The 12,610-nt window shown below is 41.6% G+C and carries 11 protein-coding genes; 6 read left to right on the top strand and 5 right to left on the bottom strand.

Features of this window, described 5'->3' with window-relative positions:
• The first annotated feature begins 15 nt into the window (after positions 1 to 15).
• The 6 genes from AC6IZR_RS01145 (at position 16) to pulA (ending at position 7,579) form a co-directional block, all read left to right on the top strand.
• Positions 16 to 1,272, top strand: a complete 1,257-nt coding sequence (locus AC6IZR_RS01145; RefSeq protein ID WP_497848612.1) for an extracellular solute-binding protein — start codon at positions 16 to 18, stop codon at positions 1,270 to 1,272.
• Between the two features lie 132 nt (positions 1,273 to 1,404).
• Positions 1,405 to 2,700, top strand: a complete 1,296-nt coding sequence (locus tag AC6IZR_RS01140) for a sugar ABC transporter permease (RefSeq protein ID WP_497848611.1) — start codon at positions 1,405 to 1,407, stop codon at positions 2,698 to 2,700.
• 1 nt (position 2,701) lies between these two features.
• Positions 2,702 to 3,544 carry a sugar ABC transporter permease gene (locus tag AC6IZR_RS01135; RefSeq protein ID WP_041818389.1) on the top strand — a complete coding sequence of 281 codons (843 nt, stop codon included), beginning with the start codon at positions 2,702 to 2,704 and terminating at the stop codon, positions 3,542 to 3,544.
• A gap of 143 nt (positions 3,545 to 3,687) precedes the next feature.
• Positions 3,688 to 4,500: a DUF1189 domain-containing protein gene (locus tag AC6IZR_RS01130; protein WP_497848610.1), complete on the top strand. Its 813-nt coding sequence runs from the start codon at positions 3,688 to 3,690 to the stop codon at positions 4,498 to 4,500.
• An 11-nt stretch (positions 4,501 to 4,511) separates the two neighbouring features.
• The gene (locus AC6IZR_RS01125) at positions 4,512 to 5,495 is read left to right on the top strand and encodes a LacI family DNA-binding transcriptional regulator (RefSeq protein ID WP_497848609.1); all 984 of its coding nucleotides are present in this window, start codon (positions 4,512 to 4,514) and stop codon (positions 5,493 to 5,495) included.
• A gap of 8 nt (positions 5,496 to 5,503) precedes the next feature.
• A complete protein-coding gene (gene pulA, locus AC6IZR_RS01120; RefSeq protein WP_070587689.1) occupies positions 5,504 to 7,579 on the top strand; it encodes a type I pullulanase in 2,076 nt (691 codons plus the stop codon).
• 181 nt (positions 7,580 to 7,760) lie between these two features.
• Here pulA and AC6IZR_RS01115 read toward each other — a convergent pair whose 3' ends face one another.
• The 5 genes from AC6IZR_RS01115 to dltC form a co-directional block, all read right to left on the bottom strand.
• Positions 7,761 to 8,702: a YitT family protein gene (locus tag AC6IZR_RS01115; protein WP_021154122.1), complete on the bottom strand. Its 942-nt coding sequence runs from the start codon at positions 8,700 to 8,702 to the stop codon at positions 7,761 to 7,763.
• 75 nt (positions 8,703 to 8,777) lie between these two features.
• Entirely contained in the window at positions 8,778 to 10,532 is a 1,755-nt protein-coding gene (gene aspS, locus AC6IZR_RS01110; protein ID WP_070594645.1) for an aspartate--tRNA ligase, read from the bottom strand.
• 97 nt (positions 10,533 to 10,629) lie between these two features.
• Positions 10,630 to 10,854 (bottom strand): hypothetical protein, encoded by a 225-nt coding sequence (locus AC6IZR_RS01105; protein ID WP_021154124.1) that lies wholly within the window; start codon positions 10,852 to 10,854, stop codon positions 10,630 to 10,632.
• Positions 10,855 to 11,105: 251 nt separating this feature from the next.
• Positions 11,106 to 12,374 (bottom strand): D-alanyl-lipoteichoic acid biosynthesis protein DltD, encoded by a 1,269-nt coding sequence (gene dltD, locus AC6IZR_RS01100; protein WP_049495718.1) that lies wholly within the window; start codon positions 12,372 to 12,374, stop codon positions 11,106 to 11,108.
• Positions 12,367 to 12,606 carry a D-alanine--poly(phosphoribitol) ligase subunit DltC gene (dltC, locus tag AC6IZR_RS01095; RefSeq protein WP_003002265.1) on the bottom strand — a complete coding sequence of 80 codons (240 nt, stop codon included), beginning with the start codon at positions 12,604 to 12,606 and terminating at the stop codon, positions 12,367 to 12,369. Before dltC ends, dltD begins: the two co-directional genes overlap by 8 nt.
• Positions 12,607 to 12,610 lie beyond the last annotated feature (4 nt).

The following is a 12,610-nucleotide window of genomic DNA, read 5'->3' as shown; positions in this document are numbered from 1 at the left end:
TAGGAGGAATAAATCATGAAACGTACAATTTTACGTAGTGCTGCTGTACTTGGTACAGTTGGTTTTGCCGGCTTCTTACTTGCTGCTTGTAGCAATAGCTCATCAGGTTCTTCTGAGGCAAGTAAAGAAATCAACGTCTATGTAGACAAAGGCTACAAATCTTATGTTGAAGAAGCTGCAAAAGCTTTTGAAAAAGAAAATGGCGTAAAAATTAACATCAAGACTGGTGATGCTCTTGGTGGATTGGATAACCTTTCTCTTGATAACCAATCTAAAAAAGCTCCAGACGTAATGATGGCACCATACGACCGTGTAGGTGGTCTTGGTAACGACGGTCAATTGGCTGAAGTGGCATTGAACAAAGACAGCAAGTATGACAAAACAACTGAAGAACTTGTAACAAACGGTGGTAAAGTTTACGGTGCACCTGCTATCATCGAAACTTTGGTTCTCTACTATAACAAAGATCTTTTAAGCGAAGCTCCAAAAACATTTGGTGATCTTGAAAATCTTGCAAAAGATAGCAAGTACGACTTCGCTAGCGAACCTGGTAAAACAACTGCCTTCTTAGCTGACTGGACAAACTTCTACTACACTTACGGTTTACTTTCAGGTAACGGCGGTTATGTATTTGGTAAAGACGGTACAGATCCTAAAGATATTGGATTGAACAACCAAGGTTCTGTCGATAGTATCGAATATGCAAAAACTTGGTATGCTAAATGGCCAAAAGGTATGCAAGATAGAAAAGGTGCTCCTAACTTCATCCAAACACAATTCCAAGAAGGAAAAACAGCTGCTATCATCGATGGTCCTTGGAAAGCTGCTTCATTGAAAGAAGCTAAAGTAAACTACGGTGTCGCAACAATTCCAACCCTTCCAAACGGAAAAGCATACTCTGCCTTCGGTGGTGGTAAAGCTTGGGTTATCCCTTCAGGTGCGAAAAACCTTGACGGCGCTCAAAAATTCATTGACTACTTGACAAGCACTGATCAACAAAAAGCTTTGTTTGACAAGACCAATGAAGTTCCTGCTAACACAGAAGCTCGTAAATATGCGGTTGGTAAAAACGATGAATTGACAACTGCCGTTGTTGAACAGTTCAAGAACGCTCAACCAATGCCAAACATCTCTGAAATGAGTGCTGTTTGGGATCCAGCTGCTACTATGCTTTTCGATGCTGTAAGTGGTAAAAAATCTGCAAAAGCTGCTGCTGACGATGCAGTGAAATTGATTAAAGAAACCATCGAACAAAAATTCGGTAGCAAATAAGACAGTTTTTAGGTTTGAGTAAGAGGTTGGCGACAAGGTCCCAACCTCTTATGTTCCATTATCAACCTTCTACTAGATCACTGTCAAACTTGTCTTCTTGCTCTCTGGCAAGGACATTATAAGGAGATTTGAATGACTACAGAACAAAACCCAAAAAAGGCTATGTGGCTCTCTTTGATCCCGGGTCTTGGGCAAATTTATAACAAACAAAAAGCTAAAGGCTATATTTTTCTTGCAGTGACTGCTCTCTTTCTCGTTTACTTCATTGGAATTGGAGCTGGAGAATTAGCGAAGTTAGTCACACTTGGAACCGTTCGTGGACAAGATAATTCCCTCTTTATCTTGATCCGTGGGGCCTTCCACTTGATCATCACTGTTGTTTACTTCCTATTTTATGCCTTAAATATTAAGGACGCTGGGACAGTTGCTAAACGCATCAACAACGGGATTGCCGTTCCAAAAACCTTGAAAGATATGGTTCATGCGATCTATGAAAATGGATTCCCTTATCTTTTGATTATCCCTTCTTATATCGCTATGACCTTTGCGATTATCTTCCCAGTTTTGGTTACCTTGATGATCGCCTTTACCAACTATGACTTCAAACATACCGCACCAACAACCTTGTTGGATTGGATCGGGTTCCAAAACTTCACTAACATGTGGACCTTGAGTACCTTCCGTTCAGCCTTTACATCTGTTCTTGGTTGGACCTTGATTTGGGCTCTCGCAGCATCAACTCTTCAAATCGTGCTCGGTATTTTGACAGCCATTGTGGCAAACCAACCATTCATAAAAGGAAAACGAATCTTTGGGGTTATCTTCTTACTTCCTTGGGCTGTTCCAGCCTTCATCACTATCCTTACATTCTCAAATATGTTTAACGATAGTGTCGGTGCCATCAACGCCCAAGTTATCCCATTGTTTGCCAAGATCTTCCCATTCTTAGATGGTGTCTTGGTTCCTTGGAAGACCGATCCTACTTGGACAAAAATCGCTTTGATTATGATGCAAGGTTGGCTCGGTTTCCCTTATATCTATGTCTTGACTTTGGGGATTCTTCAATCGATTCCAAACGATCTTTACGAAGCTGCTTATATTGACGGTGCCAACGGTTGGCAAAAATTCCGCAACATTACTTTCCCAATGATCCTTGCGGTTGCAGCACCAACCTTGATTAGTCAATACACCTTCAACTTCAACAACTTCTCCATCATTTACTTGTTTAACGATGGGGGACCTGGTTCTGTCGGAGGAAATGCTGGATCTACAGATATCTTGATTTCTTGGATCTATAAGTTGACAACTAATACTTCTCCTCAATATTCAATGGCCGCAGCGGTAACCTTGATTATCTCTGTGATCGTGATCTCAATCTCAATGATTGCCTTCAAGAAACTACATGCATTTGATATGGAGGATGTATAAAATGAAAAATTCAGTTCAATTTAAACGCCGCCTCAATCATTTCTTGACTTACCTGTACATGGTGGTTCTTTCAATCATCATTATCTACCCGCTGTTGATTACGATCTTATCAGCCTTCAAGTCAGGGAACGTCAGTGCCTTTACACTTGATTTTAGTGGCAATCTTAGTTTTGATAACTTCTCAAAACTTTTCTCTGAAACTCCTTATGGCACTTGGTATATGAATACCTTGATCATCGCGATTATTACGATGGTGGTACAAACCAGCATTGTCACCTTCGCAGGTTATGCCTATAGTCGTTACAACTTCTTAGCGCGTAAGCAAAGTTTGGTCTTCTTCTTGATCATCCAAATGGTCCCAACTATGGCAGCCCTCACAGCCTTCTTCGTTATGGCTTTGATGCTGAATGCCTTGAACCAACCTTGGTTCTTGATCTTCCTTTATGTTGGTGGTGGTATTCCAATGAATGCTTGGTTGATGAAGGGTTACTTCGATACCGTTCCAATCTCACTTGATGAATCTGCTAAATTGGATGGTGCAGGACACTTCCGTCGCTTCTGGCAAATTGTCCTTCCACTTGTTCGTCCAATGATTGCCGTTCAAGCACTTTGGGCTTTCATGGGTCCTTTCGGAGACTATATCTTGTCTAAATTCTTGCTTCGTGATGAAGTGAACTATACTGTAGCCGTTGGTCTTCAAACCTTTATCAGTGACCAAAAAGATCAAAAAATCGCCTTCTTTGCAGCCGGTGCTATTTTGATCGCGGTTCCAATCTGTATCCTATTCTTCTTCCTACAAAAGAACTTTGTTTCAGGCTTGACAGCTGGTGGGGATAAAGGATAAAATAGAACCTTATTTCAAACACATTTTATTTTTAAGTTAAGGGTAGTATGGTGGATGCTTTACTACCCTTCGTTAAGAATAAAATCAATCAAAGAGATTCCTCTTTGCATCTCTGATTCTCTTATGTTTAGAAAGGTCATCTCATGCCCTATCCTTTTAATTATTTCGCAAGTATCTTCAATTTCCGCTCTTCTTTTGCAAACCGCAAAAAGCTGAGTTGGTTCCAAATGATTTTTACTTCTTTCTTTCTGATTTCTGTCACACTATTACCAGTGGCTCTTCAAAACGCTCAACTCAAAACCTATCCCTTAACAACCTTTGTCAGCGATGTGTTTGATCCCTTATCAAATGACGTCATGAAAGATATCCAAGAACACGTCGTGATCAAAGACCAAGAGCTCACCTATACAGGAACTAGCCCTGTACACAAGACTTCAAAAGGACAGGTTGTCTTGGGCCAAGAAGCAAAGGCGAGTGAAGGCAAGGAGTTAACCCTCCATTTTGGTCGAAAACAGTTGATCATCTCAAAAGAAAATAAAGAACTCGCTACCGTCTCATACCAGGCTATCAATCAAGAGAGCCTCCGGGATAAAAAAAGCTTCACTCAAGCTATCTCTAGCGATTGGTTCCGTGAAAATCGACTCCCTGTCAGTCTCTTTCTCGTGATTTTCTCTGGCTTCTTATCGACAGTCAATTATTTGATTCTCATCGTAGGGGCATCTTTCTTCCTCTACTTGACACGAAAATCTCGACTCTTTTCACTACAAACTTTCAAGGAATGTTTCAATTGTATTCTGAATTGCTTGGGACTCCCTATTTTACTAAGTGTCCTCATCAGTTTACTATTCCATCAAGTATTTACTACGACGATCATGATCCAAAATGTCTTATTTGTACTCTATCTTGCTATGGTGTTTTATAAGACCCACTTCCGTGATCCAGACTATCACCGCTAGGAGGTTTTCTCATGCGTGTTACCATCAAAGATGTGGCGAAACTCGCTGGCGTCGCGCCTTCAACTGTCACGCGCGTCATCCAAAATAAATCCACGATTAGTGATGAAACAAAAAAACGAGTCCGTGAGGCCATGGTCGAGTTGGATTACCATCCCAATCTTAATGCTCGCAGCCTTGTCAGCCAATCTAGTCAAGTCATTGCTTTGGTTCTTCCAATCGATAGTGACGTTTTCTACCAGAACCCTTTCTTCCCAACTGTTTTAAGAGGAATTACCCAGATCGCGTCAGACAATGATTATGCCATCCAAATCTGTACGGGGCAAAATGAAGAACGGCGGCTCGACAACCTCAAACAACTCATCTACGGAAATCGTGTAGATGGTTTGATTTTCCTTTATTCCAACCCGAATGATCCCCTCGTTGAATTTGCGATCAAAGACAAGTTCCCCTTCCTCATTCTCGGAAAGGCAGCTTTACCTTTTGTATCGCTAGTGGATAATGATAATATCAAGGCTGCATTTGATGCGACGGATTATTTCATTCAACAAAACTACCGAAAAATTGCTTTTATTGGAGGAAACAAAGAACTGTTCGTATCTCAAGACCGCTACGAAGGTTATAAAGAAGCCCTCCAAAAAGCAGGGATTCCTCTCGATGAAAAACTGGTTCATTTTTCATTTGGTTTTATGTTAGAAGACAATTCTTATCAAATGATGGAAAGCCTTCCCCTAGCAGAGTTAGATGCCATCATGACAACCGATATTCTCGTTGCTGAAGGGGTGCGCCAATACTTATTAGAACACCAGCTGACAATCCCGATTATTTCCTTTGATTCGATCAAACCACGACTCGATATTGAAGCCTATATTGACATCAATGCGGTGGAACTCGGACGTGAATCTGTTCGGACGATTCTACAAATTATCAAGGATCACAAAGAAGGAAAAACCGTTTGCTACCGTCAATTGATTGACCATACCATTACGAAACTTTAGGAGTCTTTATGTCTACATTTACTGCTTATTTAGATGACCAAGACCTGATTCGTATCCAAAAAGGAGAGGAGCATATCCTTCCTTTTTATTTGGAAACAAACCAAGGTCGTCTTGCCTTAATCCCTGTCAAAACGTCAAGTGGAGCGACTGATACAGGAGACTATTTCTTAAGCCCGATTCCGCTTGAACTGGGAGAAGAGTACACCATCTACGATGCTGCTGGAAATTCTTCTATTCTCCACTATCGTCAAATTGTTCGCAAACCCATTTTTGATCAAACCTTCACCTATAGTGGAGAAGATCTAGGAAGTTTCTACACACCAAGTCAGACGCAATTTAAATTCTGGGCACCAATTTCGCAAGATGTGACCCTCCATATCGAAGATCAGGTCTATCCGATGAATCGTACAGAAAACGGTGTCTGGGAACTCGTGCTCAAAGGGGATTGGGAAGGAGCTGCCTACCACTATAAGTTTCGTGTCAATGGCCTAGAACGTCGGATTCATGATCCCTATGCTCTATCCTCTTTAGCGAACTCTGGAGATAGCTTGGTCATCGACCGGAAGAAGATCACACGTCCTATCACGCGTGCCACTCGTCAATTAGACCCAACAGAAGCAATCATTTACGAGATGAGCGTTCGTGATTTCTCTGTCCAAAAAGAGGCTGGCTTTAAGCATCCTGGTAAGTTTAAAGGCTTGACAGAATCGCCCCAACTAAATGGCCAGATCCTTGGATTTGATTACCTTCAAAAACTGGGCATTACCCATGTACAGTTACTTCCAGTTTACGATTTCGGTAGTGTCGATGAAGAGGATCAATGGAAAGCCTACAACTGGGGCTATGATCCTGTTCAATACAATGTTCCAGAAGGCAGCTATGCGAGTGATCCTAACGATCCTTATGCACGAATCCTAGAGCTCCAAGACACCATTGACACCTATCACCGGGCCAATCTGAGTGTTATCATGGATGTAGTCTACAATCACGTCTACCAGGCAGATGAGTATGCTTTTGAACAGATCGTTCCTGGTTATTTCTACCGTTATAATGCAGAGGGAGAGCGGACCAATGGAACCTTCTGTGGAAATGACGTAGCAAGTGAACGCTCCATGGTGAGACACTATATCAAGCAATCCCTCAAACAATGGGTTTCCCTCTACGGCTTTGATGGTTTCCGCTTTGACTTGATGGGAATCCTAGACATTCAAACCATGACAGAGATTGCAGAAGAACTCCGTGAAATCTATCCTAACATCTATCTCTATGGGGAAGGGTGGAAGATGGATACAGGCCTCTCTGAAGATCAGCTCGCTCACCAATATAATTCGAAACGATTACCAGCCTTTGGCTTTTTCAGTGATAACTTCCGGGATACGATCAAGAGAACACTTGTAGCTGGTCACCGTCGTGAGAGTCAACATCCTGCGAATGATTTTGCGAACATTCTAACGGCGAATGTCGGAAAGCTAGGGCCTGCTCATTTCACCCAACCGCAACAAGCCATTCAGTACGTCGAATGCCACGACAATGCAACTGTTTTTGATTATTTCCAACTTGAAAAGGAAGAGATTCGTTTAGAAGATCGAAAAGCTCTCTCACGTCTCGCGCTTCATTTGGTACTATTATCTCAAGGAGTGCCGTTTATCCATGCCGGTCAAGAATTTTACCGCACAAAAGGGCTCGAAGACAACACCTATAATCTACCAGATAATCTCAACCAATTGGACTGGACATCCCTTCCAAAATGCCAAGAAGAAATTGCTTTTCTTGAAGAATTGATTGCTTATCGGAAATCACAGCCACTCCTTCGTTTGAAAAAAGGGCAAGAGATTCGCGACTACTGTGATGTCAAATGGTTGTCTGATCATCATTTGATCTACACGATTGAGAAAGATCGTGAAAAAATAACGATTCTTGTCAATATCGGTGATCAAGAACAGACCTATCAACATCCGAGCGATAGTCAGCTGTTATTTGCCTATCCTCATGCCAACCTAAAAACCCCTATTCCTAAAGGAAAGGAACTTTCTATTCCTGCCCATAGTTGGCTCCTTCTCCACGAAACTGAATCAACAAAATAAGAGGCTGGGACAAAAGTCCTAGCCTCTCAATTATTTTTGGATTGTCGATCAAGACGCAGTGGTTGAGTGGGCTCTACTACGCTGATTTCATCAGCTTTTACAGCCCTACTCAACTGTGCGGAGGTGGGACAACGAAATCGAATTCTAACGAATTACCGATTTCTGTCCCACTCTCTTATTTTTATTCTTCTGTTTCCACAAAGCGTCCGATGATATGAACGTTTTCCGAAATGGTGATAAAAGCCTGAGGATCAGCTTTTTTCATAATATATTTGAATTCATTAAACTCTGCACGCGTAATAACTGTCAGCAGAACCGCTTTTTCCTGATGGTTATAGGTTCCTTCTGCATTGTGGATAATGGTTGCTCCACGATGCAATTTTTTATGAATCTTTTCAATAATGGCATCCGGCTGGCTCGTTACGATCATTGCCTGCATCCGTTTTTGCTTGGTAAAGACAGCATCCGTTACTCGACTCGATACGAAGATGGTAATCATAGAGTAAAGAGCATACTTCCAACCAAAGGTCAGACCAGCGATCAACATAATGGTCCCATTGACCAAAAAGGAGATACTGCCGACATTCTTTCCTGTCCGTTTTCGAATCGTCAAACTGACAATATCGGTTCCCCCACTGGAAATGTTGTTCCGAAGAGCAAAACCAATCCCTGTTCCCATGACAACCCCACCAAATAGGGCATTCATGATCGGATCGTTGGTCAACGTAATCACTGGCACGAACTGAATAAAGAGGGAACTCATCGAAACCGTAATAAAGGTAAAGATGGTAAATTTATGGCCAATTTGATACCAAGCCACAATCATCAAAGGGATATTGATGGCATAAAAGGTCAAGGAAACGGGAATCGTAAAGCCAATAAAGCGTTGGCTCAGAACAGATAAAATCTGAGCTAGCCCTGTTGCACCGCTGGAGTATACATGTCCTGGTTGAAAGAAGAAGTTGACGGCAATCGCTGATAGAAAACCATACAGCAAGGAAGCTGACACTTTTTCATCGTACTTCTCACGGGAGATGCTCTTCAGCACGCGCAATAATTTAATGTTATAAGCTAGTCGCCGCACATGATAGCGAAATAGCTTATGAAAGCGAGTTTTTTTCATTTTCAATCCATCGATTAGAAGAAAAGGAAGATCTTAGAGCAACTGATTCCTAGACTTTCCCTTTTCTCTCTTGTCCTATTCTTGCTCTGCTAGTTCTACTTGAAGATTTAACTCATCCAATTGCTTTTCAGAAACGACAGAAGGAGCTTGTGTCATTGGATCTGTCGCCTTGTTATTCTTCGGAAAGGCAATGACTTCCCGAATATTATCTTCACCTGCAAGAAGCATCACGAAGCGGTCCAAACCAATCGCCAATCCTCCATGTGGTGGGAAACCGTAATCCATTGCTTCCAACAAGAAACCAAATTGTTCATTAGCAGCTTCTTTTGTAAAGCCAAGTGCTTTAAACATCCGTTCTTGTAAATCTTTATGATTAATCCGTAGGCTTCCTCCACCTAATTCATAGCCATTTAAGACGATATCATAGGCAATTGCTCGAACTTTTGAAAGATCTCCTTCCAATTCATGCTCTGTTTCAGCTTGTGGGAGTGTAAATGGATGGTGAGCAGACATATAACGGCCTTCTTCTTCAGACCATTCAAACATTGGCCAATCCACTACCCAAAGGAAGTTGTATTGATTGTTGTCAATCAAGTCAAGCTCTTTCGCAAGACGAACACGCAAAGCACCAAGCGTTGCATTGGCTACTTCAAGAGTATCTGCTACAAAGAGAACTAGATCTTTGTCTTCTAACTGTAAAGCAGCTGTCAAGTCACTTGTCAAGTCTGTCAAGAACTTCGCAACAGGACCGTTCAAAGTACCCTCAGCATATTTCACCCAAGCAAGACCTTTTGCACCGTATTGCTTCGCAACTTCTGTCAATTTATCGATGTCTTTACGAGAGTAATGATCCGCTGCACCTTTGACAACAATCGCCTTAACTGCTGGAGCTTCTGAGAAGACTTTGAAGTCTACACCCTTGACAAGCTCTGTCAAGTCTTGGAGCAACATTTCAAAACGTGTATCTGGTTTATCTGAACCATACAAGGCCATAGCGTCATCATAATTCATCCGTGGGAATGGGAGTGTTACTTCAATTCCCTTGGTTTCTTTCATGACACGTGCAATCAAGCCTTCTGTGATATCCTGGATTTCTTGATCACTCAAGAAAGAAGTTTCCAAGTCGACTTGTGTAAACTCAGGTTGACGGTCTCCCCGTAAATCCTCATCCCGGAAACACTTCACGATTTGATAATAGCGATCAAATCCAGCATTCATCAACAATTGTTTTGTAATCTGAGGACTTTGTGGAAGGGCATAGAAATGCCCCTTATTGACACGGGAAGGAACCAAATAGTCACGCGCTCCTTCTGGAGTTGACTTAGAAAGAAACGGTGTTTCCACATCAATAAATTCTAATTCATCCAAGTAATTGCGGATTGAATGGGTTACTTTTGCACGAAGTTTGAGGTTTTCCAACATCTCAGGACGACGAAGGTCTAAGTAGCGGTAACGAAGACGAGTATCATCATTGGCTTCAATACCGTCCTTGATTTCAAATGGTGTTGTTTTTGCGGTATTGAGAACCGTAATAGTTTCTACCTTGAGTTCTACTGCTCCTGTAGGCAAGTTTGGATTAGCTTGTTCACGAGCTTCTACAAGACCTGTCACTTCTACAACATATTCACTACGGATGCTTTCGGCTGTAGCCATCACTTCTGTACTAACTGTTTCTGGATTGATCACCAATTGCATGATCCCTTCGCGGTCGCGTAGATCGATAAAGATCAAACCACCCAAGTCACGACGACGGCTAACCCATCCTTTCAAGGTAATACGAGTTCCAATGTGTTCTTCACGAACACGTCCAGCATACATTGAACGTTTCATTTCTAATTAATCTCCAAACTAATATTCTTCCTTCTATTTTACCATAAAGACCAGCAGAAAGTGGCCTTTAGCTCAACTTTTTCAGTCACCAACTTCTTTAATTATCGTGGCTCTCTTCTTTCTTTTTGGGATCATCGTAGAGAGTGGGTGCTAGCACCTTCATTAAAGTCGCCGTCCCAAATCGCAAGACAGCTGCTGCTAGTCCAAAAATAGGGGATAGGTAGCGGAAAAAGAAATCTCCCCTAAGCACATAGGTCATGCCACCCACAATAAAAAAGATCACAATTCCCTGAACGATTGCGTAAAACCAAATTTTTTTCACACTATTCTCCTTTTCACAAACCAGCTGACTTATCCACTGTTTTTTATCACTTATCCACAAAAATGTGGATAACTTTCACCTTTTGCTCCCTCAAAAGAGGAAGTGTCATCAGCACCAGGACTTGTTTTCATCCATTTACAAGGAAGTTTCCCACAGCCTGTGGATAACTCTCTTGCTCGTTTGTGACTTTCTCGTCACTTTCCTCACAAATCAAGGAGCCAGGATTTGATCCTGCCCCCTTTGATCAAGCATTATTTAAATTCGTCTGGTGTCCCTTTATATTGAGCCCAGTCTTTACTGAAGAAGCGATCATTTAGATGGTAAGTTGGTGCTTTTTCAGCCTTTGTGACAAAGGGATTGACCGCTTTATCAAAGGCTAGCCAACCATTCCATCCCATATGAATCGTATCTTCCATAAAATAGGGCTGATCACCATCTTTAGAAAAGTCTGCAATATTGGTGAATCCTTGACTTTCCAATTGGTAACGAATCTTTTGAACAGCCTGTTCATACTTTTCTTGGCTCAAGCCTGTGTATTTCATCCATTTGGCATTAACTGGAGGAATGACAAAGATAACATTGGTCCGAGATTTAGCAAACTGGTCTAGAACCAACTGCAAGTCATTGTACTCAGGAGATTGAACATAGGATTCGTTTTTTTGGAAACCTTTTAGTTTCTTCAACTTCATTTTTAAACGGGTATTGTAAAAATGATTACTGATTCCAAGGTCGTTGTTATTGGTTTTGACTTTTGCTTCAGCCGTTGCAATTTCTTCCAATTTCTCATATGAGAATTGATCTGGTAAATCTTGTAGACGTTTTTTGACCTTCTTATCGTAATTCCCGTTTGTACGCGTTGCAAGATTACTAAACAAAGCATCTTCGCGTTGGACAAGGTGGGAAACAAACTGGTTCAAAGACTGATCAAATCTGGAAATTTTCTTTCCTTGAGAAATTTTCGTTACAACACTTTGAAAGGCGACATTTGGATACTGTTGTAACAGACGCTTTGCAGCATACTGGGATGCAGCATCCTGTTTATGATTGGCAATAAAGCTATTCAACTGATCGCTATTAAAGAATTGTTGAAAGGCAGAGGAATCGTATCCCTTTTTGGTGAACCATTGCGGAGAAACTACATAAACAGCTGTATTGTCCTTGAGTTCTGGCAAAATCTGTTGCATCCCAAAATACTGGTTCAAAGAAGCCGCACCACGTTCTCCTAAAAAGTAGGGTCTGTAATTGCGGTCATATTTTTCAGCCAAAACTGCTGGATGCACCACATCAAAACGCAACCATTCACTGGAGCCGAAATAAGGGACAAAGCGATGCTGTGGATCAGAAAGTGCTTCTTGTTTCTTTGTACGACTCTTGAATCCTTCTGCATTCAGACTAACCGCAGCTTTTTTCTCTTCAGTATAGTTGTGCTTATGATTGATTGGATAAAAGAATAATAAAGCTGTTACCATGAGGAGCGCGCAAAATACGGGCCCTAAAATCAGCCATAAACGCTTAAGCATTCTGAAGCTCCGTTACACCTTCTACGATCTTGTTAGCAGTATTCCAATCATCGCGTCCAAATTCAGATACAGGAACACGAATGCCAAAGCGATTTTCCAGTTCCACAATCAATTCGACTGTCCCCATACTATCAAGGACACCCGCATCAAAGAGATCCTCATCCATCATGTCTGAGACATCTTCCATAAACAATTCGTCAATAATTTCAATTACTTGTGATTTTACATCCATTTTT

The organism is Streptococcus mobilis, from assembly GCF_059727625.1.
This window is presented reverse-complemented; position numbering and strand designations above follow the sequence as displayed.

Excerpts from the sequence above, each read along its gene's own strand:
- AC6IZR_RS01145 (WP_497848612.1), top strand. The coding sequence starts at position 16 with ATGAAACGTACAATTTTACGTAGTGCTGCTGTACTTGGTACAGTTGGT.
- AC6IZR_RS01140 (WP_497848611.1), top strand. The coding sequence starts at position 1,405 with ATGACTACAGAACAAAACCCAAAAAAGGCTATGTGGCTCTCTTTGATC.
- AC6IZR_RS01135 (WP_041818389.1), top strand. The coding sequence starts at position 2,702 with ATGAAAAATTCAGTTCAATTTAAACGCCGCCTCAATCATTTCTTGACT.
- AC6IZR_RS01130 (WP_497848610.1), top strand. The coding sequence starts at position 3,688 with ATGCCCTATCCTTTTAATTATTTCGCAAGTATCTTCAATTTCCGCTCT.
- AC6IZR_RS01125 (WP_497848609.1), top strand. The coding sequence starts at position 4,512 with ATGCGTGTTACCATCAAAGATGTGGCGAAACTCGCTGGCGTCGCGCCT.
- pulA (WP_070587689.1), top strand. The coding sequence starts at position 5,504 with ATGTCTACATTTACTGCTTATTTAGATGACCAAGACCTGATTCGTATC.
- AC6IZR_RS01115 (WP_021154122.1), bottom strand. The coding sequence starts at position 8,702 with ATGAAAAAAACTCGCTTTCATAAGCTATTTCGCTATCATGTGCGGCGA.
- aspS (WP_070594645.1), bottom strand. The coding sequence starts at position 10,532 with ATGAAACGTTCAATGTATGCTGGACGTGTTCGTGAAGAACACATTGGA.
- dltD (WP_049495718.1), bottom strand. The coding sequence starts at position 12,374 with ATGCTTAAGCGTTTATGGCTGATTTTAGGGCCCGTATTTTGCGCGCTC.
- dltC (WP_003002265.1), bottom strand. The coding sequence starts at position 12,606 with ATGGATGTAAAATCACAAGTAATTGAAATTATTGACGAATTGTTTATG.